The sequence below is a fragment of the Streptomyces sp. L2 genome (assembly GCF_004124325.1).
Taxonomy (GTDB): Bacteria; Actinomycetota; Actinomycetes; order Streptomycetales; family Streptomycetaceae; genus Streptomyces.
In genome coordinates, this window is sequence record NZ_QBDT01000001.1 from 3,570,608 (window position 1) to 3,591,986 (window position 21,379).

A 21,379-nucleotide genomic window follows, 5' to 3' on the forward strand; every position below is an offset into this window, starting at 1 on the left:
CCATCCCATCAGATCCTTGAGCCCTCGAAAAGGCGGGACCTAGAGGAACGAGTTGATCTCGATCGTCTCGTCCCGGCCCGGCCCCACGCCGATCGCGGAGATCGGCGCACCGGACATGTCCTCCAGCGCCTTCACGTACGCCTGCGCGTTCTTCGGCAGGTCCGCGAAGGTCTTGGCCTTCGTGATGTCCTCCGACCAACCGGGCAGGTTCTCGTAGACCGGCTTGGCGTGGTGGAAGTCGGTCTGGGAGTACGGGAGTTCCTCGACGCGCTTGCCGTCGATCTCGTACGCCACGCAGACCGGGATCTGCTCCCAGCCGGTCAGGACGTCCAGCTTGGTGAGGAAGAAGTCGGTCAGGCCGTTGACGCGGGTCGCGTAGCGGGCGATGACCGCGTCGAACCAGCCGCAGCGGCGGTCGCGGCCGGTCGTGACGCCCCGCTCACCGCCGATGCGGCGCAGCGCCTCCCCGTCCTCGTCGAAGAGCTCCGTCGGGAACGGGCCGGCGCCGACGCGGGTCGTGTACGCCTTCAGGATGCCGATCACGCGGCTGATCTTCGTCGGGCCGACGCCCGCCCCGGTGCAGGCGCCGCCCGCGGTGGGGTTGGAGGAGGTGACGAAGGGGTACGTGCCGTGGTCGATGTCCAGGAGCGTGCCCTGGCCGCCCTCGAACAGCACGACCTTGTCGTCCTCCAGCGCCTGGTTCAGGACCAGGACGGTGTCGGCGACGTACGGGCGCAGCTTGTCCGCGTAGCCCAGCAGCTCCTCGACCACCTGGTCCACGGCGATCGCGCGCCGGTTGTACAGCTTGGTGAGGATCTGGTTCTTGACGTCGAGGGCCGCCTCGACCTTCTGGGTCAGGATCGACTCGTCGTAGAGGTCCTGGACCCGGATGCCGACGCGGTTGATCTTGTCCGCGTAGGTCGGTCCGATGCCGCGGCCGGTCGTGCCGATCTTGCGCTTGCCGAGGAAGCGTTCCGTCACCTTGTCGACCGTCACGTTGTACGGCGTGATGACGTGCGCGTTGCCGCTGATCAGGAGCTTGGACGTGTCAACGCCTCGCTCGTTCAGACCGCTCAGCTCGGAGAGCAGGACCGACGGGTCGACGACGACACCGTTACCGATGACCGGCGTACAGCCGGGGGAGAGGATTCCGGAAGGGAGGAGGTGGAGTGCGTACTTCTGGTCGCCCACGACGACCGTGTGGCCGGCGTTGTTGCCGCCCTGGTATCGCACTACATAGTCCACCGAGCCACCGAGCAGGTCGGTCGCCTTCCCCTTGCCTTCGTCACCCCACTGAGCACCGAGCAGCACAAGTGCGGGCACGCGCGTACACCCCTTCCGGGCGGGGCATGTCCAAGGTCAGGGGCGTGGGCGTATGGTTCACCGCCGCGTGCCTTCGCGACCGCCGTTGGCCGCAAACCGTCGGACCGGGTGCCCCGGAATAGACGAAGCCCCTGGCGCAATAGCGCAAGGGGCTCTTGCACAAAGATGCTACCCGAGGAAGCGAGGCAGGACCGAGGTGGCGACTTTCGCGACGTCCGATCAGCTGCTGGTGATCATCGATCCGGCGTCCCGGGAGCGGGACGGGGAGTCCGTCCGCATCGCGAAAGACGTGCTCAGCGCGGGTGCGACGACGAAGGTCTGCCTGCCGGAGGGCCCGGAGGAATTCGCCCGGGCGCTCGGCCGGCGGGGATCCCGGCGCCCGGTCGTGGTCGGCGACGACCGGGCGCTGGTCCGTGCGGTGACCCTGCTGCACCGGCGGCGGGAGCTGACCGGCTGCGGGCTCGCGGTGGTGCCGGTGGGCGGCGCGGCGCTGGCCGAGTCCCTGGGGGTGCCCGCGGGCGCGGTGGCGGCGGCGCGGGCCGTGCTGGAGGGGCGGGAGCGGCGCCTGGACCTGCTGGTCGACGAGAGCGACGGGGTGGTGCTGGGCGGGCTCGGCATCCCGCCCGCCCCGGTGCGGCAGCCGGTCCCGCACCAGATGGAGGCCCAGCCTTCCGGCCGGCCCTGGCTGCGGACGACGTACCGCTCGCTGGTCCGCACTCTGGCGGCCCGGCCCAGCCCGGTCGTCCCGGCGCCGGGGCCGTCCCGGCTGCGGGTGCAGGTCGACGGCGAGACGGTGGTCGACCTGGACGAGCCGGTGGAGGCGGTGTCGGTGACGCCGGGCGCGTGCGGGGTGGCGCGGGTGGAGGTCCGGCCGCTGTCCGTGGGCGCGGCGGCGACCCCGCTGCTGGTCTCGGGTACGACGGTGACGGTGACCGGCGCGGACTTCCGCTACCGCGCGGACGCGCACGTCTCCGGACCGGTACGGCGGCGGACCTGGCGGGTGGTGGAGGGCGCGTGGGGGCTGACGCTGCCGGCGATCACCGGCTGATGCGGCGACCGGTCGGCTGATCCGGACCGGCGGCGGTCTAATGCCGCTGACGGCCGGCGGCTGCCGACTTGGCCCAGCGGCGTGCCGACCCCGCCCAGCGGCCTGCCACCCCGGCCCGGCGCCGCCCGGCGGCCTGCCACCCCGGCCCGGCGCGACCGGCTGAGGCCCCCGCCCGTCACTTCCCGAAGGTCTGTTCCCGGTGTACGCGCCAGCGTTCCATCATGGCCGCGATCTCGGTGTCGATGAACTCGAAGAAGGCCAGGGTCTCGGTCATGCGGCGGCCCGCCGGGGTGTCCGCGCCGAGGCTCGTGACGCCGTCGCGCAGGGCCGTCTCCCAGCGCTTGAGGACGGCCTCGCGGTTGGTGAGGGCCTCGTACCACTGGTTGCTGTGCACCCGGTAGCGCTCGCGCCGTGAGCCGGGTTCGCGCTCGCGGGCGACCATGTGCTGCTGGGCGAGGTAGCGCACCGCCCCGGACACGGCGGCCGGGCTCACCTTGAGCAGTTCGCCCAGCTCGGCCGAGGTCAGCGAGCCGGAGTCGGAGGCGAGCAGGGCCGCGAAGACGCGGGCCGGCATCCGCTGCATCCCAGCCTCGACGAGCTGCGCGGCGAAGCCCTCCACGAACTGCGAGACCACCTCGGGGTCCCGGCCTTCCCGGTCTCCCCCGTCTTCCACCGCTTCCGTCATGGCCCCACCCTATCCGAGGGTTTATACGGTTCCTTAACTTCACAAATTTCTGAACACAGCGTACGTTCCGAAGCATGACGAAGGCCATCACGGTCGCCGGACTCCACAAGTCCTTCGGCCGTACCCACGCCCTGGACGGTCTCGACCTCACCGTCGAGACCGGCGAAGTGCACGGCTTCCTCGGCCCGAACGGCGCCGGCAAGTCCACGACCATCCGGGTCCTGCTCGGCCTGCTGCGCGCCGACTCCGGCGCCGCGCAGGTCCTCGGCCGCGACCCCTGGCGCGACGCGGTCGAGGCACACCGCCGGATCGCGTACGTCCCCGGCGACGTCACCCTGTGGCGCAACCTCACCGGCGGCGAGGTGATCGACCTGTACGGCAGGCTGCGCGGCGGACTGGACGCCCGCCGGCGGGCCGGGCTGATCGAGCGGTTCGAGCTGGACCCGGCCAAGAAGGGCCGGACCTACTCCAAGGGCAACCGGCAGAAGGTCGCCCTCGTCGCCGCCTTCGCCTCGGACGTGGACCTGCTGATCCTCGACGAGCCGACCTCGGGCCTCGACCCGCTGATGGAGGAGGTCTTCCAGAGCTGCGTGAAGGAGGAACGCGACCGGGGCCGTACGATGCTGCTCTCCTCCCACATCCTCAGCGAGGTCGAGCAGCTGTGCGACCGGGTGAGCATCGTCCGCAAGGGCCGCACCGTGGAGAGCGGCTCGCTCGCCGAGCTGCGCCACCTCACCCGGACCAGCGTGACCGCCGAACTCGCCGGTCCGCCGAACGGGCTCGCCCACCTGCCCGGCGTGCACGACGTCGACGTCCGGGGCAACCGGGTCCGGCTCCAGGTCGACACCGACCGGCTCGACGGCCTCCTGCGCGCCCTCGGCGAGACCGGCGTCCGCTCCCTGACCTCGACCCCGCCGACGCTGGAGGAGCTGTTCCTGCGGCACTACGAGGAGGCGTCCGGCTCCGAGGCCGCCGAGGTGGCCCGGTGACCGCCCTCGCCGGCACCGGCACCCTGGTGCGCTTCTCACTGCGCCGCGACCGCGCCCTGGTCCCCGTGTGGATCGCCGTGAACGCGCTGATGGTCCTGTCCATGCCCGCCTCCCTGAAGGGCCTGTACGGCACTCCTGGCGCCCGCGCCGACCTGATGCGGCAGATGAGCGCCAACACGTCGCTACGGGCCCTCGTCGGCCCGGTGTACGACGACTCGCTGGGCGCCCTGACCGCCTGGCGCGTCGGCGTCTACGCGGGCGCTCTGGCCGCCGTGATGAGCCTCCTCGTCGTCGTACGCCACACCCGCGACGAGGAGGAGAGCGGCCGTCAGGAGCTGCTCTCGTCCGGCATGGTGGGCCGCCGGGCGCCGCTGACGGCGGCCCTGCTCACGGCGGCGGCCGCGAACGGGCTGCTGGCCCTGCTGATCACGGCGGGCCTCGCCGCACAGGGCGCCCCGGGGGCGCTGGCGTTCGGACTCGGGGTGGCCGGGACCGGGCTGGTCTTCGCGGGCGTGGCGGCCGTCGTGGCCCAGCTGACCGAGAGTGCCCGCCTGGCCCGGGGGCTCACGGCGGCGGCGCTCGGCGCCGCGTTCGTGCTGCGCGCGGCCGGCGACTCGGCCTCGGACGACGGCTCGTCCGTCCTGACCTGGCTGTCCCCGCTGGGCTGGCTGGAGAACGTGCGGGCGTTCGCCGGGAACCGCTGGTGGGTGCTGGGCCTGTTCGCGGCGGCGGTGCTGGCACAGGGCGCGGTGGCCTTCGCCCTGGCCGGGCGCCGGGACCTCGGCATGAGCTTCCTGCCCACCCGGCCGGGCCCGGCCACCGGCCGCCTCGGCACGGCGGCCGCCCTGGCCTGGCGGCTCCAGCGGGGCAGCGTGCTCGGCTGGTCGGCCGGCTTCTTCCTCGCCGGTGTCGTCTACGGCGGGGTGGCGACCGGGGCGGCCGATCTGGTCCGGGACAACGACCAGGCCCGGCAGATCTTCGAGCGGATGGGCGGCGGGGGCGGCCTCACCGACGCACTGCTCGCCTCGCTGATCGGCATGCTCGGACTGGTCGCCGCGCTGTACGTCGTGCAGTCGGTGCTGCGGCTGAGCGGCGAGGAGGCTTCCGGCCGGGCCGAACCGGTCCTCGCGGGCGCGGTGGGCCGGCTGCGCTGGGCCGCCGGGCACCTGGTCGTCGCCTTCGGCGGCACGGCCCTCATCATGCTCCTGGCCGGTCTCGGCTTCGCGGCCGGCTACGGCGGGGACACCGGCCCGGTGCTGGCCGCCTGCCTGGTGCAGGTCCCGGCGGTATGGGTGATCGGCGGGACCGCCGTCCTGCTGTACGGCGTGCTGCCGCGCGGGGCGGTCGCCGCGTGGGCGGTGGCCGGCGCCGCCCTGCTCGTCGGCTGGGTCGGCCCGGCCCTGAAGGCCCCTCAACTGCTGCTGGACGCCTCGCCGTTCGGGCATCTGCCGAAGCTGCCGGGCGGGCAGATGGAGTGGGGGCCGGTGGTGAGCCTGACGGGGCTGGCGGTGGTGCTGGTCGCGGCCGGACTGGCGGGGCTGCGCAGGCGGGATCTGGCGGGGTGAGGAGGTTCGGGGGCCTCGCGGGCTGAGGGGTGCGGCTCAGTCGGCGTACTGCTTGAGGTCGGCGGTGTCGAGTTCGATGCCGAGGGGGTCGGGGAGGGTGAGGGTGGCGCCGTAGGACTTCTTCACGGCGGTGGCGTAACCCTCCCCCGGCTTCGGGTCGCTGAAGACGGTGACCGAGCAGTCGTCACGGTCGACCAGCAGATAGAAGGGGATGCCCGCGGCCCCGTACGCAACGGGCTTCTCCCGCCGGTCGCGCCGGTCGGTGTCGGAGTCGTGGGAGGTGACCTCCAGCACGAGCAGCACGCCCTCGGTCGGGGCCCATTCACCGTGACCGGCGAAGTGCGCGGCCGGCACGAGCACACCGTCGGGCCGTGCACGCCCCTTGCGGTACTGGGCCACCTGCAGTCCCTGCCCCTGGTACAGGTCCAGGTCGGGCCTCGACTGCATGCACTGTCGCATCAGCCACATCACGATGGTGTTGTGGTCGCCGTCCGGCACTGGCTTGACCCCGATCCGCCCGTCGATGAACTCGAACCTGACGGCGTCGTCGGTCTCCCGGGCCGCGAACTCGGCGATCCTCTCGAACTCCTCGACCGACATCTGTGACGTGTGCGACGTGCGCTCTGCCATAACCGTCATGGTGCCCCCTTTCGCAGGCGCACACCAGCTTGCCGGGCCTGCGCGGGCGGCGGGACGCCCTCGCACGATGATCAGCCGGACGGGTGCCAACCGGCCCCCCGCCTCACCCCACCTCCACCCGCAGACCCTTCAGCCCGCGCATCACGAAGTTCGGCCTGCGTTCCGGTTCCTCCGTGAGGGTCAGGTTCGGGGCCTTGACCAGCAAAGCCGTCATCGAGGCGGCCAGTTCGACGCGGGCCAGGGGGGCGCCGATGCAGTAGTGGATTCCGGCGCTGAAGGAGATGTGCGGGTTGTCCCGGCGGGTCAGGTCGAGCCTGTGCGGGCGTTCGAAGACGGCCGGGTCGTGGTTGGCGGAACCGAACAGCATCGCGATCTCCGAGCCCCGCGGGATCGTCGTGCCGTCGATCTCGATGTCGTCCAGCACCCACCGCTCGAACAGCTGGAGCGGGGTGTCGTAACGCAGCAGTTCCTCCACCGCCGAGGGCACCAGGGAGTGGTCGGCGCGCAGGGCCGCCAGCTGGGCCGGATTGCGGAACAGCGCCCACCAGCCGTTCGTCGTGGCGTTCACAGTGGCCTCGTGACCGGCGTTCAGCAGCAGCACCGCCGTGGAGATCATCTCCTGCTCGGTCAGCCGCTCCCCCTCGTCGTACGCCGCGATCAGCCCCGAGATCAGGTCGTCGCCGGGCTCCTTGCGGCGGGCCGCGATCAGCTCGCGCAGGTAGTCGGAGAACTCGACCGACGCCCGTACCGCCTTCGCCGCCGTCTCCTCGGACGGGTTCAGCTCGTACATCCCGCAGATGTCCCCCGACCAGGGCCGCAGCTGCGCCCGGTCCGCCTCCGGGATGCCCAGCATCTCGGCGATCACCGCCACGGGGAGGGGTTCCGCCACGTCGGTCAGCAGATCGCCGCCGCCCGCCGCCACCAGGGACGCCACCAGCTCGTCCGCCAGGGTGTGCACGTACGGCCGCAGCCGCTCCACCGTGCGCGGGGTGAACGCCTTCGACACCAGGCGCCGGATGCGGGTGTGGTCCGGCGGCTCCAGGTCGAGCATGCCGTGGTCGTTGAGCGTGTGGAACGGCTCCTGCTCGGGCGGGGGCGCGGTCCGGCCGAAGTCCTCGTGGGAGAAGCGGTGCTGGTAGGTGCGGCCCAGCCGGCGGTCCCGCAGCAGCGCCGACACGTCCGCGTGGTGCGGGACGAGCCACTGGTCGCTCGGCTCGTAGCGGATCACCCGGCCACGGGCGCGCAGCTCGGCGTACGCCGGGTAGGGGTCGGCCACGAACGCCGGGTCCCAGGGGTCGAAAGCGAGGTCCGAAGCAGCTGCCATGGACGGACGCTAGCCCGCCGCCACCCCGCCTGACCAGGGGACGGGCTGTGGTGCTCAGCCCGGGGCGACCAGGCGGGCCTCGTAGGCGAAGACCGCCGCCTGGGTGCGGTCGCGCAGGCCCAGCTTCACGAGGATGCGGCTGACGTGGGTCTTGATCGTCGACTCGGCGACCACCAGGCGCTCCGCGATCTCCAGGTTGGACAGGCCCTGCGCGATCAGCACCAGCACCTCCGTCTCCCGCTCGGTCAGCTCGCCGTAGGCCGCCTGCGCGGTCGGCATCAGCCGGGGGGTGTCCGCCAGCCGGGAGAACTCGGTGATCAGCCGCCGGGTCACCGACGGCGCGAGCAGCGCCTCCCCCGCGGCCACCACCCGCACTCCGTCGGCCAGCTGCCGCGCCGAGGCGTCCTTCAGCAGGAACCCGGAGGCACCGGCCCGCAGCGCCTGGTACACGTACTCGTCCAGGTCGAACGTGGTCAGCACCAGCACCTTCGCGGCGGCGTCGGCGGCGACGATCTCCCGGGTCGCCTCGATGCCGTTCAGCTCGGGCATCCGGATGTCCATCAGCACCACGTCGGGGCTCAGCTCCCGCACCCGCTCGACCGCCTCCCGGCCGTTGACGGCCTCGCCGGCGACCTCGATGTCCGGCATCGCGTTCAGCAGCACCGAGAAGCCCTCGCGCACCATCATCTGGTCGTCGGCGATCAGTACCCGGATCGTCATGCCCCGTCCTCACTCGCGGCGCCGGCCGGCAGGAACACCGTCACCTCGTAGCCGCCGTCTTCCGCCGGGCCCGCCGTCATCTCACCGTTCAGCATGGTCACGCGTTCCCGCATGCCCGTGATGCCGTGACCGGCACCGGGCGAGGGCTTGATGAGGTTCGGCGCGGGCGGGGGGCCGTTGACGACGCGCAGGCCGAGGCCGCCGAGGACGTACCCGATCTCGACGCGGGCGTCCGCCCCCGGCGCGTGCCGCAGCGTGTTGCTCAGCGCCTCCTGCACGATCCGGTACGCCGACAGCTCCACGCCCTGCGGCAGCTCCCGCACCGCGCCGGTCACCGTCTTCTCCACGTCCAGGCCGGTCTCCCGCACGTTGGTGAGCAGCGCGTCCAGGTCGGCGAGGGTGGGCTGCGGGGCGTCGGGGGCCTCGTAGTCCTCGGCCCGTACGACGCCCAGGACGCGGCGCAGCTCGGTCAGGGCCGCCACGGCGTTCTCCCGGATGGTGGCGAACGCCTTCTCCAGCTCCGGCGGAGGATTCTCCACCCGGTAGGGGGCGGCCTCCGCCTGGATGGCCACCACCGACATGTGGTGGGCGACGACGTCGTGCAGCTCGCGGGCGATGGTGGTGCGCTCCTCCAGCAGCGTGCGCCGGGAGCGCTCGTGCGCGGTGACCGTCTGCTGGGCGGTCACCTCCTGGCGCGCCTCCCGGCGGATCTTCCAGGCGGTCACGGCGAGGAGGACCAGCGCGGAGAAGACCAGCATCGGGGCGGCGTTGTCGCTGTAGTGGCCGGTGCCGAGGACGCTCCCGCCGAGGAAGCCGTAGACCACGGTCAGCAGCCACATCCAGGCCGCCGTGCGGGGCCGGGTGCGTATCGCCACGACGGTGAGTACGACCAGGTGGGACAGGAAGCTGCCGGGCAGCCAGGGCCAGTCGCCCCACTCGGTGCCGCCGACGACCGCGGTGAGGGTGGCCCCGGCGAGGGACGCCCAGAACGCGCCGGCCGGACGCACCAGCGTCAGCAGGACGGGCGCCGCCGCGAGCAGCGCGCACAGCAGAGACGTCACGCCGCCGTCGTCCGCCGTCGTCTGCGCCAGCAGCATCGTGAGCAGGGCGAGGAAGCAGACCACCGCGTGCGGGGCCCAGGCGGCGTACTCCAGGGCCCGCCCCGACAGCCGGCGCGCCAGCGGGCCGTCGGTGCCCGCGCGGGGTAGCGGGCGGTAGGCGAAGGCGTCCTGGAACAGGTCCTGCCGCAGCCCGCGCAGGGCATCCACGGCAAGCCGGAACTCGGGGCTACGCGGCCGGCCGGCCCCGCCCGGCGGTGGCGTCTGCGTGTGCGTCGTCTGGGTCACGGGTAAGACGGTAGGCCGCCGCGGGGGTCCGGTCGTCCCCTCGGAGAGGGGTCCTTGGGGGTCCGTCTCAGGTACTACGGGGGTTCGGGGGGGGTAGGGCCGGGTGCTCGCGGCCGGGGGGCGGGTGCTCTCGGGGCCGGGGGCCGGGGGCCGGGCGAGCGCTCCCGTGCCGCCCCGAGCGGGCTCTCCTTGTGGCCCCCCGATCGGGTGCTTCGTGCGGCGCGGGGCCGGGTGCTTCGTGCGACGCGGGGCCGGGTGCCCCGGGCGGCGCCGGGCCGGGTGCCCCGTGCCACCCCGAGCGGGCTCTCCGTGCCGCCCCGGCTCGGGCGCTTCATGCCGCCCCGGGCCGGATGCCCCGTGCCACCCCGAGCGGGCTCTCCGTGCCACCCCGGCTCGGGCGCTTCATGCCGCCCCGGGCCGGATGCCCCGTGCCACCCCGAGCGGGCTCTCCGTGCCACCCCGGCTCGGGCGCTTCATGCCGCCCCGGGCCGGATGCCCCGTGCCACCCCGAGCGGGCTCTCCGTGCCACCCCGGCTCGGGCGCTTCATGCCGCCCCGGGCCGGATGCCCCGTGCCACCCCGAGCGGGCTCTCCGTGCCGCCCCGGCTCGGGCGCTTCATGCCGCCCCGGGCCGGGTGCCCCGTGCGGCGCCGGGTCGGGTGCCGGGTTTCATTCACCAGGCCAGTTGGGCGATCTCCTCCGCCACCACCGCGCAGGCGTCTGCCGCCGGGTCGATCAGGGGGAAGTGGCCGACGTCCTCCAGCAGGGTCAGGCCCACCATCTCGCCGGCCTTGGCCGCCGCGTCCGCGTATGACTCGGCCACCGCCTGCGGTACCTCCAGGTCCGTACGGCCCTGGACCAGGGTGGTCGCGATGCCGGTGGGGAGGAGCAGCGCGGGGTCGGCGTACGGCTGCCGTCCGGCGAACTCGTCCTCTCCGCCCAGGAGTTGGAGTGCAGCGTGCTCGCAGACCCCCAGCTTCTCCGCCACGGTGAAGTCGGCGATGGGGGCCAGGGCGACCACGCCGCGCAGCGGGGCGGGGCGGTCGGTGCGCCAGGGGGCGTCGGCGGGCAGCACGTGGCGGGCCGCCGCCCACAGCGCCAGGTGGCCGCCAGCGGAGTGGCCGGTCAGGACCGTGCGGCGGGCGTCCGCCTGCGGGAGCGCGTCGCGGAGCAGGGCGGGGAGTGCGTCCAGGGCGGCAGCCACGTCGTCGAAGGTGTCCGGCCAGCGGCCGGCCGGCGGGGTCGCCGAGCCCGTGTTCTGGGCCGGTACGAGGGGGGTGGCGGGGCCCCTCCGGTACTCGACGTTGGCCACGGCGAAGCCCCTACGGGCCAGGTGGTCCGCGAACGGGGTGAGGTGGCGGCGGTCGTAGCGGGACCGCCAGGCGCCGCCGTGCAGGACGACGACCACGGGGGCGGGGGCGGGGGTGGCGGTCGGGGTCGGGGTGCGCGGGGCGTAGAAGTCGATCACCTGGTCGGGGTGGTCGCCGTACGGGGCCGTGGCGTCGGGGTCCACCGGAGGGTGCGAGAAGGCCGACTCCTCCTCTGCGGCGGCGCGGGATGCGGCGGCGTCGTCCGGCATGCTCCAACCTCTCGGTGGCGGGGGGGGTATGGCGGGGCTGTGCGGTGCTGGCCGGGACGGTATCAGGGGGGTGGGGGTTACGGTCCATCGCCGTCTGCGGGCGCGCTGTGGCTTGTCGCGCAGTTCCCCGCGCCCCCCTTACGGGGCACTAGGCCGTTCTCGCCCGCGGGTCAGTCGTGGCTTGTCGCGCAGTTCCCCGCGCCCCTTGCGGGGCACTGTGGCGTTTTCGGCTGCGGGTGCGTCGTGGTCGCTCGCGCAGTTCCCCGCGCCCCTGGGGGGGTTGCCGCTGCGGCCCGCTTCATGGCCACCTAGCTGCGGGCATGCGTGCCTCCCCCAGTGCCTTAAGGGCCTGGGGGACCCCCAGGGCGGCACGGGTGGGCGCAGCGGCACCCCGCAGCGCGGGCAAGTGAAATCCGCCCCCGGCCCACCCGTGCACCCGGCTACTCGGCGAGCACCTCCCCGAGGACCCGCGCTGCCCGGTGGACGTCGGTGAAGCTCACGTACAGCGGGGTGAAGCCGAAGCGGAGGATGTCGGGGGGGCGGAAGTCGCCTACGACGCCCTGACCGATGAGCCGCTTCATGACCTCGCCCGCGTCGTCGCAGCGCAACGCGACCTGGCTGCCGCGCTCCCCGTGGGCCGCCGGAGTGACCGACTCCACGCGCCCGGGCACGGTGTACGCGGCCACGCAGTCGAGGAAGAAGTCCGTCAGGGCAAGGGACTTCGCGCGGACCGCCTCGACGGAGACGGCGGCCTCGTCCCAGACCTCCAGCGCCGCCTCCAGGGCCAGCATGGAGAGGATGTCCGGGGTCCCGACCCGCCCCCGCACCGCGCCCGGCGCCGGCGCGTAGGACGGGCTCATCCCGAACGGCTCGGCGTGGGAGTTCCAGCCGGGCAGCGGCGAGTCGAAGCGGGGCTGCAGGTCGCGGCGGACGTACAGGTACGCCGGTGAACCCGGACCGCCGTTCAGATACTTGTAGGTGCAGCCGACCGCCAGGTCCACCCCGTGCTCGTCCAGCCCGACCGGCAGCGCGCCCGCGCTGTGGCACAGGTCCCAGACCACGAGGGCACCGGCGGCGTGCACCGCGGCCGTCAGGGACGGCAGGTCGTGCAGGCGGCCGGTGCGGTAGTCGACGTGGTTGAGCAGCACGGCGGCGGTGCGGTCACCGAGCGCCGCCGGCACCTCCTCCGGGGACAGTGCGCGAAGGGTGCGGCCGGTCATGCGGGCGGCGGACTCGGCGATGTAGCCGTCCGTCGGGAACGTCGTCGCGTCGACGAGGATCTCCGTACGGTCCTCGCCCGCCATGCGGACCGCGGCCACAAGTGCCTTGAAGACGTTCACACTTGTCGAGTCGCCGACGACGATCTGCCCGGGGCCCGCACCGATCAGCGGGGCGATACGGTCACCGATCCGTTCCGGCGCCGTCCACCAGCCGCTCTCGTCCCAGGAGCGGATGCGCAGCTCGCCCCACTGCCTGCGGACGACGTCCTGCACGCGGTCGGGGACGTGGCCGGGCAGCGCTCCGAGCGAGTTGCCGTCCAGGTAGACGCCGTCGTCGAGGACGAAGCGGGAGCGGAGCGGCGCCAGGACGTCCTCGGCGTCCAGTTTCTCGGCGCGCAGGGCGAGTTCAGACATGGGCCCTCGCCGTCCACAGCTCCGGGAACACGTTCTTGCGGGCGCGCTTCTCCAGCCAGGCCACGCCGGCGGAGCCGCCCGTGCCGGTCTTGGAGCCCATCGCGCGGCGGGTGGCGACCAGGTGGTCGTTGCGCCATCGCCAGACCAGTTCCGCGACGTCGGTCAACGCCTCGCCGAGACGGGCGAGTTCGTCGGCCTCGTCGCCGGAGTAGATCGCCGCCCAGGCCGCTTCGACGGCGTCCGAGGGCTCGTAGCGCTGGGACACGTCACGGCGCAGCACCGACTCCGGGACGGCATGGCCGCGGCGCGCGAGGAGCCGTACGACCTCGTCGTACAGGCTCGGCTCGTGCAGCGCCTTCTCCAGCTCGGCGTGCGCGCGGGGGGCGCCGCGGTGCGGGACGAGCATGGACGCGGACTTCTCGCCGAGCAGGAACTCCAGCCGGCGGTAGGTGGCCGACTGGAAGCCGGAACCTTCACCGAGGGCGGAGCGGTACGAGTTGAACTGCGCCGGGGTCAGCTGGCCGAGCGGCGTCCAGGAGGCGTTGAGCGCCTCCAGCTCCCGTACGGAACGCTTCAGCGCGGCGATCGCGGTCGGCACGTCGTCCTGGCGCAGGGCGTGGGAGGCGGTCTCCCACTCGTGCACGATGACGGTGAACCACAGCTCCATGACCTGCGTCGTGACGAGGAAGACCATCTCACCGGGGTCGTCGGTGAGGGTCTGCTGGAGGTGGGTGAGCACGTCCGCCCGGACGTAGTCCTCGTACGGCGTCGTACCGGCGAAATCGAGATGCGGGGTCTCGGGCTCAGCGGCCTCGGCCGGAGTGTGAGCCTGTTGGGACATCGCTGTCTCCTGTGTTACTCAGGGTAGCGGTCCGCCCCTGCCGATGCCGGCACGGGGGCCCCGGTCCCCAAGCGGAATCCTCCGCAATCCCATGGGATACCGCAAGGCCCGTCCGTTGCGGGACGGGCCACGGGCCACACGGGCGGGCGCCGGCAGCGGCGGTACGGCGGTCAGCCGAGGGTCTGGGCCGCCGTCGGCGAGGAGTCCTTCAGGAACTGGCTGCAGCGCTCGTACTCCTCCTGCTCGCCGATGGACTGGGCGGCGCGGGCGAGGGCGTGCAGGGCGCGCAGGAAGCCGCGGTTCGGCTCGTGCTCCCAGGGGACCTCGCCGTGGCCCTTCCAGCCGCTGCGGCGCAGGGCGTCGAGGCCGCGGTGGTAGCCCGTACGGGCGTAGGCGTACGACTCCACGACCGCGCCGCGCTCGAAGGCGTCGTCGGCGAGCTGGGCCCAGGCGAGGGAGGAGGTGGGGTACTTCGCGGCGACGTCCGCGGGGGCCGTGCCGGCGGCGAGGAGGTCGCGGGGCTCGGGGGCGTCGGGGAGGTGGGTCGGGGGCGGCCCACCAAGAAGGTTGTCGTGAATCGTCATACCCCCAGTTTCCCGCACGGCCCGCTGCGCGTGCTCCGCCGACGCCGGTGCCGGTGCGGGCCGGGGCTGGGTCCCACTCACCGGCGCTTGCCGGGTGCCGCTGCGCCCACCCGTGCCGCCCTGGGGGTCCCCCAGGCCCTTAAGGCACTGGGGGAGGCACGCATGCCCGCAGCTAGGTAGTAGTACGGCCGCTGCCGGGTGGGGGTGCCGCCCAACGCTCGCAGGCCCGCTACGACGTGCCCCGTAAGGGGCGCGGGGAACTGCGCGATCAGCCGCAGCGCGCCCGCAGGCGACGACGGCGCCGGTGGGGCCGTGCCCCGTAAGGGGCGCGGGGAACTGCGCGATCAGCCGCAGCGCGCCCGCGGGCGACGACGGCGCCGGTGGGGCCGTGCCCCGTAAGGGGCGCGGGGAACTGCGCGATCAGCCACGGCGGGCCCGCGCCTTGGGGGGATGGGTCGGACCCCGGGCCAGGAGGCGGCACCGGGGTCCGGGAAGTAACCCGGGGTTACTTGATCTTGTTGCCGGCCGACCGGAGGTTGTTCGTGGCCTCGACGACCCGCGCCGCCATGCTCGCCTCCGCCAGCTTGCCCCACGTCCGCGGGTCGTACGTCTTCTTGTTGCCGACCTCGCCGTCGACCTTCAGCACGCCGTCGTAGTTCTTCAGCATGTGGTCGGCCACCGGCCGGGTGAACGCGTACTGCGTGTCCGTGTCGAGGTTCATCTTCACGACGCCGTTCTCCAGCGCCGTGAGGATCTCCTGCTCGGTGGAGCCGGAGCCGCCGTGGAAGACGAAGTCGAACGGCGACTGCTTGCCGAACTTCGCGGTGACGCCGTCGGCCAGCTCCTTCAGCAGGTCGGGACGCAGGACGACGTTGCCCGGCTTGTACACACCGTGCACGTTGCCGAACGACGCGGCCAGCAGGTAGCGGCCCTTCTCGCCGAGGCCGAGCGCCTCCGCGGTGCGGATCGCGTCCTCGACCGTGGTGTAAAGGGAGTCGTTGATCTCGTGCGAGACGCCGTCCTCCTCGCCACCGGTCGGCGTGATCTCCACCTCAAGGATGATCTTCGCGGCTGCGGCGCGGGCCAGCAGCTCCTGGGCGATCTCCAGGTTGTCGGCCAGGGTCTCCGCCGAGCCGTCCCACATGTGGGACTGGAACAGCGGGTTGCGGCCGGCCTTCACGCGCTCCTCGGAGACCGCGATCAGCGGACGCACGTACCCGTCGAGCTTGTCCTTCGGGCAGTGGTCGGTGTGCAGCGCGATGTTGACCGGGTACTTCTCGGCGACGATGTGCGCGAACTCGGCCAGCGCGACCGCGCCGGAGACCATGTCCTTGCTGTACTGGCCGCCGAGGAACTCGGCGCCACCCGTGGAGATCTGGACGATGCCGTCGCTCTCGGCCTCCGCGAAACCGCGCAGCGCGGCGTTCAGGGTCTGGGTCGAGGTGACGTTGATGGCCGGGTAGGCGAACTTGCCTGCCTTCGCCCGGTCGAGCATCTCGTTGTAGACCTCGGGGGTTGCGATCGGCATGTGTCCGCTCCTTGTGTTGCGGGGTGTGTACTGCGTTACGGCCCTGACCTAGACCTGGGGAATGACGTCATCGTCGCCCCCATCTTTCCAGAGATGACGCGATGGTCCACGTCCCGGTCAAGTCCAGGTCAAACCGGCGCGTCAGTCCAGACCCAGTTCATCCTTCGAGAAGGCGAACCGGTACGGAACGCCCGCGCCGGCCTCGATCTTCTCCGCCGCGCCGGTCGCCCGGTCGACGATCGTGGCGACGGCGACGACCTCCGCGCCGGCCTCGCGCACGGCCTCCACGGCGGTGAGCGGCGAGCCGCCCGTGGTGGAGGTGTCCTCCACGACCAGCACCCGCCGGCCCTTGATCTCCGGGCCCTCCACGCGCCGCTGCAGGCCGTGCGCCTTCGCGGCCTTGCGGACCACGAACGCGTCGATCCGCTTCCCGCGCGCGGCGGCGGCGTGCAGCATCGCGGCGGCGACCGGGTCGGCGCCCATGGTGAGCCCGCCGACCGCGTCGAAGTCGAGGTCGGCGGTCAGGTCCAGCAGCACCTGCCCGACCAGGGGGGCGGCCTCGCCGTCGAGGGTGATGCGGCGCAGGTCGACGTAGTAGTCGGCCTCCAGACCGGAGGAGAGCGTCACCTTGCCGTGCACCACGGCCTTGTCCTTGATCTGCTGCAGCAGCGCACCGCGCACGTCCGTCGTCATGCCGCCAAGCTTAGATGCGGCGCCAGCTCCAGGTGGTCGTGGCCTCCAGCGGCTCCAGCATCGTGACCAGGCGGGGGTGGGTGTTCAGGCCGTTGGGCGGGCCGGTCTGCGGCTCCACGCAGACCGCCTCGGCCTGCTCGTCGTAGACGACCACCCACTCCTCGCGGCTGGCCACCTTCAGCTCCAGCTGTCCGGGCCAGGTGAGGGTGACGTCGACACCGCCGGGCATGCCGAAGCAGTCGTCCCAGGGACCCGGCTTCGGATCGATCCTGTTGCCGGTGGGCAGGTGGTCGGCGCCCCGCTCCTCCTGCCAGGCGGGCGTGAAGTCGAGCCGGGCGTCCTGGCCGCCGAGGTTCCGGTTGAACCACGGGTGCCAGCCGACCTGCGCCGGGAACGAGGAGCTGTGCGCCTCGACGGACATCGTCAGGGTCAGACTGTCCTCGGCCAGCGCGACGACCTGCGTGACCAGGCCGGGGTGCGGCCAGGGGTCGACCAGTTCGTACGACAGGACGGCCTCGTCGGCGGTCTTGCGGACGGTCTGCCAGGCGCCGTCGCGCGCGGTGCCGTGGATGGCGTGCGGCGGGGAGTTCAGCGGCATCTGCCGGACGGTGGCCCCGTCCAGGAAGCGGCCGTCCCGGATCCGGCCGCACCAGGGGACCATCGGGAAGCAGCCGTACCGCTCGCCCTGCCGCAGCAGCTCCACGCCGCCGATCCGGAGCCCGCCGATCCGGCCGCCCTGGCCGGGCCGTACGGTCACTTCCGCGTCGCCCGCGGTCAGCGTGATGTCTTCGTTACTCACGGAACCGACCCTACTGGGGCGATCAAGAGGGCGTTCGCCGTACGAGGCCGTACGGACGGATCACCGGGGCTCAGCGGCGCTTGCGCAGGGCGCGGCCCAGCACGATCGCCGAGGCGACGGCGAGGGCGGCCGCGGGGGCCGCCCAGCGCAGGACGGCGGCGTTCGCGACGCCGGACTGGGGGGCCGGGACGGGGGCGTAGCGGCCGCGCGGCGGCGCGTGGTCGACCTCTTCTGCGCTGCGGCCGATCATCGTGCGGCGGGCGTGGGCCGCTTCGGCGGGGGGCTCGACGGGGGCGGTGAAGTCCTCGGCGAGCCCGCCCTCGGAGCCGGCGCCGGCTCCGGAGTCCGGTTCGGAGGCCGCTTCGAAGCCCGTTTCGGTGTCGGCGGCCGGGTCCAGGGACGGCGGGGGGACCTCGGTGTCGTAGACGGAGAGGTGCCCAGCCTCCGGCGCCTCCCCCGGCTTCTCCGGCTCGGGTGCCGTCGGCGGCTCCTCGGGGAGTACCGCCAGTGACTCCAGGAAACGGTTCAGCAGGCGGGTCGTCGCCGAGGTCACCGCGTCCGCCGGGAGTTCGGTGACGCGGCCGTCCGCGTCGGCCGTGCCCTCGACGGTGACGGTGGAGCCGCCGTCGGTGTCCGCGAGGCGCAGGGTGAGGGCGAGCTTGACGGAGCCGGTGCCACGGGCCTCGGTCGCGTCGCCCTCGATGGCGTACGTGCCGTCCTCGCGGGGCGTGATCCGGGCCGTGCCGCGATAGGTGACGGAGTGTCCGCCGACGCGCAACTTCAGCCTTCCGGCGACGGGTTCGGCCCCGGCGTCCTGCTGCAGCCCGGGGACCGCCCGGGCGACCCGGGCGGGGTCGGCGAGGGCTTCTCTGAGCCGCGAGGTCGCTGCCGCTACGTAGACCTGGTGCTCCATGGTGGGTGAGAGTACCCAGTCGGGGCCGGAACGTACCCTCCCGTGAGCGGGCGTACGCGGGGCGCACGGCTTCAGTAGCGCGGATGCACCAATGTCGACGGCGGCAGTCCCGGGATCCGGGTGCGGGCCGCCGCCCGTCCGTCGGCCGTCAGCTCCCCCTGGGTCAGCGTCCGCGGTCGTGGCCCGCCGGGGTCCAGCGCCAGCGGGGGTGGGATGCGGCCGGGTGCGGCGAGCAGGAAGCCCCATTCGTGCGGTGCGCGGGAGCCGCCGGCGCCGGCCGAGCGGTCGGGGCCGGCGGCGAAGCCGGTGTCGCGGCCGAGGACGCGGTAGGGGGCGGTGGCGAAGCCGGCCGCGCGAAGGGTGGCCTCCACCGTCCAGAAGGCGCGCGGCCGCGTGGAGACGGTGCCGGCGTGCACCACGAGGCGCCCGCGAGGGGCGAGAACGCGGCGGACCAGGCCGTAGAACTCCTGGGAGTACAGCTTGGCGCTGGCCGTGATCCCGGGGTCGGGCAGGTCGGCGACGACGACGTCGTACGACGCCGGGGGCGCCGCCCGCAGCCAGGTGAGGGCGTCGGCGGTGGCGGCGCGCACGCGGGGGTCGCCGTAGGCGTGGCCGTTGAGGGCGGAGAGGCCGGGGTCGCGGCGGGCCAGGCGGAGCAGTCCGGCGTCGAGTTCGACGACGTCGACGCGGCGCACGTCCCGGTGGCGCAGGACCTCGCGGGCGGCGAGGCCGTCGCCGCCGCCGAGGATCAGCACGCGCGCGTGCGGGCCAGTCAGCGCGGGGTGGACCAGGGCCTCGTGGTAGCGGCGTTCGTCGTGGCCGCCGACCCGGAGGCGGCCGTCCAGGAACAGGTCGAGCGGACGGCCGTCGGCGCCGCCGGTCAGCACGATCTCCTGGACGTCCGTCTGCAGCGCGACCCGGACGTCGGCGCCGTACACCGCGCGCCGGGCCGCCCGTTCGAAGTCGCCGGCGAGGGCGGCGGCGGAGGCGAGGACGGCGAGGACGGTGACGCCGACGACGAGGAGGGTCCAGCGGGCGCGGCGGGTCAGGTCGCGGCGGAACAGGCCGAGGACCAGGGCGCCGCCGGCGACGACGTTGACCGTGCCGGTGACCAGGGCGCCGGTCAACTGGCCCAGGAACGGCAGGAGGAGGAAGGGAAAGGCGAGGCCGCCGACGAGGGCGCCCACGTAGTCGGCCGCGAACAGGTCGGCGACCGCGCCGCCCGCGTCCTGGCGGCGGATCCGCTGGATCAGCTCCATGAGCAGCGGGACCTCGGCGCCGATGAGCAGACCGATGGCGAGGGAGAACGCGACCAGCAGACAGCGGGGGCCGTCGGCCCACAGACCGCCCCAGCCGCCGGTCCAGGCGAAGACGGCGTAGAGCGCCATCGCGCTGCAGCCGCCGACGAGGGCGAGGGCGATCTCGATCGCGCCGAAGCCGGCCGCCGCGTGCCAGCGGAGCCGTTTGGCGGCGAGGGAGCCGATGCCCATCGCGAAGACCATGACGGACAGCACGACGGACGCCTGGGTGACCGAGTCGCCGATCAAGTACGAGGCGAACGCGACGAGTTCCAGTTCGTAGACGAGTCCGCAGGCCGCGCAGACGAAGACGCACACGAGGACCAGGAACCGCCCGGTGCCGGGCCGGACGGGCAGCCGGGCGGGGCCTGTCCAGGGCGGGGCCCCCGGCGGCGCGGGGGCGTGCGGTTCGATCACGGTGCGACGTTACGTCACGGGATCGGTACGCTTCGTCACCCACACGTGTGGAACTCGGGCGAGTTGACATGCGGCGGGTTTAACCGCGACGACAGCGTCCCGAAATCACTTCGGCACAGCTTCTCTTGGTCCGTCGGCCGCCGCTCAGCCCTGCTGGGCCACCGCGACCCGCGCGCCCACGCGCGTGCGGGTGGCGACCAACTGGCCGTCCTGCGGGTAGGCGTGCCAGGTCCGCCAGTGCACCTGGCCCTCGTGTCGCTGGGCGAGCATCGCGGTGAAGGCGTGCGGGCTGCCGGGGAACACCCCGGCCAGGCCGTGCGGGTGGTCGGTGACGAGCGCCAGCAGCTCCTGGGCGCGGCCCGCGAAGGAGCCGGGGCCGAGCACTTCGACGCGGGCCGCGAACTCGTACTCCCAGTCGCCGATCCGCTTGGCGACGCCGAGCGGCAGCGGGGTGCTGGAGCCGGGGATGCAGGCCACCGTCTCCGAGCAACTGCCCCGCTCCTCCTCCAGGAGCACCTGGTGGGACGCGCCGAGCAGTCTCAGCTGGAGCTTGGCCCCGACGAGTTCCAGATCGAGCGTGGCCAGGGCGGGCAACGGCTCGCGCCCGAGGGCCCAGGCCAGGTCGGCCGCGCGCGTATCGGTGTAGGAGGTGTTCAGGGTCGTGAGCATGGATCGGCTCCGCTAACACGCAAGGAGGGGGGAGATCGGCCGTGCCGGCCGATCGGCCATGTCAGCCCGTCAGCCCGGCCGGGCCCGGCCGGGGAGGGGAGTCTGCGGGACGTCCGAGGGGCTGCGTCGGTGAAGTAGAGGGAATCATGAACGGCGGGGCCGCCACAGCGTTTTTACCCAACTTCGGAGGGTTTCCATCCCCTAGAGGGCTCCACAGCTCAACTGTTCAACTACGGCGCCCCCGAGGAACCCTGCGAGGGCATGTTCGGACACGGACCGGACCGTGCGCGCCGGACGGGCTGGGCCGGACGGCACGGGCCCGGGTGCGGCGGTGGGCGCCCGCCGGAGTCGTCCCCGGCGGGCGCCTGTACGTGGAAGCTCAGCTGCCCCGTGTCAGCTGCCTCCCCCGCATCCGCCGCCGCCACCGCAGGACGAGCCGCCGCCGCAGGAGGAGCCGCCCCCGCAGGAGGAACCGCCGCCGCACGACGAGCTGCCGCCGCACGACGACGAGTGGCCGCCGCCGCAGGAGTGGCCCGAGTGTCCTCCGTGGTGCCCCCCGTGGTGGCTGTGGTGACCCCCGTGTCCCCCCGAGGAGGAGCCGGTGTCGGCCGCGGTCCCGGCCCACCAGCTGTTGCCGCTGTCGTACCTGGAGGACGAGGCCGAACCCCGCCGCGAACCCGCGCCCCGGCCGTGGCGCCTCCGGTTCACCCGGCCCACGGCCACGAAGAACACGACGACGACGGCCACCAGGATGATGCCTACGGTCATGGCGACACCCTCCTTCCC

20 protein-coding genes are annotated in these 21,379 nt (G+C 73.3%); 3 read left to right on the forward strand and 17 right to left on the reverse strand.

Going from position 1 to position 21,379, the window contains the following annotated elements:
* Window positions 1-39: 39 nt before the first annotated feature.
* The gene (locus DBP14_RS15505) at window positions 40-1,323 is read right to left on the reverse strand and encodes an adenylosuccinate synthase (RefSeq protein WP_129307788.1); all 1,284 of its coding nucleotides are present in this window, start codon (window positions 1,321-1,323) and stop codon (window positions 40-42) included.
* A gap of 196 nt (window positions 1,324-1,519) precedes the next feature.
* Here DBP14_RS15505 and DBP14_RS15510 point away from each other — a divergent pair, with 196 nt between their 5' ends.
* Complete coding sequence (locus DBP14_RS15510; protein ID WP_129307789.1) at window positions 1,520-2,371, forward strand: diacylglycerol kinase; 852 nt, start codon at window positions 1,520-1,522, stop codon at window positions 2,369-2,371.
* Between the two features lie 175 nt (window positions 2,372-2,546).
* Here DBP14_RS15510 and DBP14_RS15515 read toward each other — a convergent pair whose 3' ends face one another.
* Complete coding sequence (locus DBP14_RS15515; RefSeq protein ID WP_129307790.1) at window positions 2,547-3,056, reverse strand: MarR family transcriptional regulator; 510 nt, start codon at window positions 3,054-3,056, stop codon at window positions 2,547-2,549.
* 74 nt (window positions 3,057-3,130) lie between these two features.
* Between DBP14_RS15515 and DBP14_RS15520 the strand changes: the two genes are divergently transcribed.
* Together DBP14_RS15520 and DBP14_RS15525 are read left to right on the forward strand one after the other, a co-directional pair.
* The gene (locus DBP14_RS15520) at window positions 3,131-4,045 is read left to right on the forward strand and encodes an ABC transporter ATP-binding protein (protein ID WP_129307791.1); all 915 of its coding nucleotides are present in this window, start codon (window positions 3,131-3,133) and stop codon (window positions 4,043-4,045) included.
* Window positions 4,042-5,610 (forward strand): ABC transporter permease, encoded by a 1,569-nt coding sequence (locus DBP14_RS15525; protein WP_129307792.1) that lies wholly within the window; start codon window positions 4,042-4,044, stop codon window positions 5,608-5,610. The genes DBP14_RS15520 and DBP14_RS15525 overlap by 4 nt, the downstream gene beginning before the upstream one ends.
* 36 nt (window positions 5,611-5,646) lie before the next feature.
* Here DBP14_RS15525 and DBP14_RS15530 read toward each other — a convergent pair whose 3' ends face one another.
* The 15 genes from DBP14_RS15530 to DBP14_RS36385 form a co-directional block, all read right to left on the reverse strand.
* Window positions 5,647-6,249, reverse strand: a complete 603-nt coding sequence (locus DBP14_RS15530) for a Uma2 family endonuclease (protein ID WP_129307793.1) — start codon at window positions 6,247-6,249, stop codon at window positions 5,647-5,649.
* Window positions 6,250-6,352: 103 nt separating this feature from the next.
* Complete coding sequence (locus DBP14_RS15535) at window positions 6,353-7,573, reverse strand: cytochrome P450 (RefSeq protein ID WP_129307794.1); 1,221 nt, start codon at window positions 7,571-7,573, stop codon at window positions 6,353-6,355.
* 54 nt (window positions 7,574-7,627) lie between these two features.
* Entirely contained in the window at window positions 7,628-8,293 is a 666-nt protein-coding gene (locus DBP14_RS15540) for a response regulator transcription factor (RefSeq protein WP_129307795.1), read from the reverse strand.
* A complete protein-coding gene (locus DBP14_RS15545) occupies window positions 8,290-9,639 on the reverse strand; it encodes a histidine kinase (protein WP_129307796.1) in 1,350 nt (449 codons plus the stop codon). The genes DBP14_RS15540 and DBP14_RS15545 overlap by 4 nt, the downstream gene beginning before the upstream one ends.
* A gap of 672 nt (window positions 9,640-10,311) precedes the next feature.
* Complete coding sequence (locus DBP14_RS15550) at window positions 10,312-11,217, reverse strand: alpha/beta hydrolase (protein ID WP_129307797.1); 906 nt, start codon at window positions 11,215-11,217, stop codon at window positions 10,312-10,314.
* A 440-nt stretch (window positions 11,218-11,657) separates the two neighbouring features.
* On the reverse strand, window positions 11,658-12,851 hold the full coding sequence (kynU, locus tag DBP14_RS15555) for a kynureninase (RefSeq protein WP_129307798.1): 1,194 nt from the start codon (window positions 12,849-12,851) through the stop codon (window positions 11,658-11,660).
* Window positions 12,844-13,692 carry a tryptophan 2,3-dioxygenase family protein gene (locus DBP14_RS15560; RefSeq protein WP_129307799.1) on the reverse strand — a complete coding sequence of 283 codons (849 nt, stop codon included), beginning with the start codon at window positions 13,690-13,692 and terminating at the stop codon, window positions 12,844-12,846. Before DBP14_RS15560 ends, kynU begins: the two co-directional genes overlap by 8 nt.
* A 170-nt stretch (window positions 13,693-13,862) precedes the next feature.
* A complete protein-coding gene (locus tag DBP14_RS15565) occupies window positions 13,863-14,276 on the reverse strand; it encodes a DUF3151 domain-containing protein (RefSeq protein WP_129307800.1) in 414 nt (137 codons plus the stop codon).
* Between the two features lie 505 nt (window positions 14,277-14,781).
* Complete coding sequence (fbaA, locus tag DBP14_RS15570) at window positions 14,782-15,804, reverse strand: class II fructose-bisphosphate aldolase (RefSeq protein WP_129307801.1); 1,023 nt, start codon at window positions 15,802-15,804, stop codon at window positions 14,782-14,784.
* Between the two features lie 141 nt (window positions 15,805-15,945).
* The gene (gene pyrE / locus DBP14_RS15575) at window positions 15,946-16,497 is read right to left on the reverse strand and encodes an orotate phosphoribosyltransferase (protein WP_129307802.1); all 552 of its coding nucleotides are present in this window, start codon (window positions 16,495-16,497) and stop codon (window positions 15,946-15,948) included.
* A 10-nt stretch (window positions 16,498-16,507) separates the two neighbouring features.
* Window positions 16,508-17,296, reverse strand: a complete 789-nt coding sequence (locus DBP14_RS15580) for an aldose 1-epimerase (protein ID WP_129307803.1) — start codon at window positions 17,294-17,296, stop codon at window positions 16,508-16,510.
* 70 nt (window positions 17,297-17,366) lie between these two features.
* Window positions 17,367-18,209, reverse strand: a complete 843-nt coding sequence (locus DBP14_RS15585) for an SRPBCC family protein (protein ID WP_129307804.1) — start codon at window positions 18,207-18,209, stop codon at window positions 17,367-17,369.
* Between the two features lie 71 nt (window positions 18,210-18,280).
* Window positions 18,281-19,924, reverse strand: a complete 1,644-nt coding sequence (locus DBP14_RS15590) for a polyamine aminopropyltransferase (protein WP_129307805.1) — start codon at window positions 19,922-19,924, stop codon at window positions 18,281-18,283.
* Between the two features lie 144 nt (window positions 19,925-20,068).
* On the reverse strand, window positions 20,069-20,593 hold the full coding sequence (locus DBP14_RS15595; RefSeq protein ID WP_129307806.1) for a DUF2617 family protein: 525 nt from the start codon (window positions 20,591-20,593) through the stop codon (window positions 20,069-20,071).
* A gap of 393 nt (window positions 20,594-20,986) precedes the next feature.
* Window positions 20,987-21,361 carry a hypothetical protein gene (locus tag DBP14_RS36385; protein WP_206739275.1) on the reverse strand — a complete coding sequence of 125 codons (375 nt, stop codon included), beginning with the start codon at window positions 21,359-21,361 and terminating at the stop codon, window positions 20,987-20,989.
* Window positions 21,362-21,379: the final 18 nt, after the last annotated feature.

What these genes read in the sequence shown, in the direction of transcription:
- DBP14_RS15515 (WP_129307790.1), bottom strand. Translation starts at nt 3,056, where the DNA reads ATGACGGAAGCGGTGGAAGACGGGGGAGACCGGGAAGGCCGGGACCCC.
- DBP14_RS15520 (WP_129307791.1), top strand. Translation starts at nt 3,131, where the DNA reads ATGACGAAGGCCATCACGGTCGCCGGACTCCACAAGTCCTTCGGCCGT.
- DBP14_RS15530 (WP_129307793.1), bottom strand. Translation starts at nt 6,249, where the DNA reads ATGACGGTTATGGCAGAGCGCACGTCGCACACGTCACAGATGTCGGTC.
- DBP14_RS15535 (WP_129307794.1), bottom strand. Translation starts at nt 7,573, where the DNA reads ATGGCAGCTGCTTCGGACCTCGCTTTCGACCCCTGGGACCCGGCGTTC.
- DBP14_RS15540 (WP_129307795.1), bottom strand. Translation starts at nt 8,293, where the DNA reads ATGACGATCCGGGTACTGATCGCCGACGACCAGATGATGGTGCGCGAG.
- DBP14_RS15550 (WP_129307797.1), bottom strand. Translation starts at nt 11,217, where the DNA reads ATGCCGGACGACGCCGCCGCATCCCGCGCCGCCGCAGAGGAGGAGTCG.
- kynU (WP_129307798.1), bottom strand. Translation starts at nt 12,851, where the DNA reads ATGTCTGAACTCGCCCTGCGCGCCGAGAAACTGGACGCCGAGGACGTC.
- DBP14_RS15560 (WP_129307799.1), bottom strand. Translation starts at nt 13,692, where the DNA reads ATGTCCCAACAGGCTCACACTCCGGCCGAGGCCGCTGAGCCCGAGACC.
- DBP14_RS15565 (WP_129307800.1), bottom strand. Translation starts at nt 14,276, where the DNA reads ATGACGATTCACGACAACCTTCTTGGTGGGCCGCCCCCGACCCACCTC.
- fbaA (WP_129307801.1), bottom strand. Translation starts at nt 15,804, where the DNA reads ATGCCGATCGCAACCCCCGAGGTCTACAACGAGATGCTCGACCGGGCG.
- pyrE (WP_129307802.1), bottom strand. Translation starts at nt 16,497, where the DNA reads ATGACGACGGACGTGCGCGGTGCGCTGCTGCAGCAGATCAAGGACAAG.
- DBP14_RS15585 (WP_129307804.1), bottom strand. Translation starts at nt 18,209, where the DNA reads ATGGAGCACCAGGTCTACGTAGCGGCAGCGACCTCGCGGCTCAGAGAA.
- DBP14_RS15595 (WP_129307806.1), bottom strand. Translation starts at nt 20,593, where the DNA reads ATGCTCACGACCCTGAACACCTCCTACACCGATACGCGCGCGGCCGAC.
- DBP14_RS36385 (WP_206739275.1), bottom strand. Translation starts at nt 21,361, where the DNA reads ATGACCGTAGGCATCATCCTGGTGGCCGTCGTCGTCGTGTTCTTCGTG.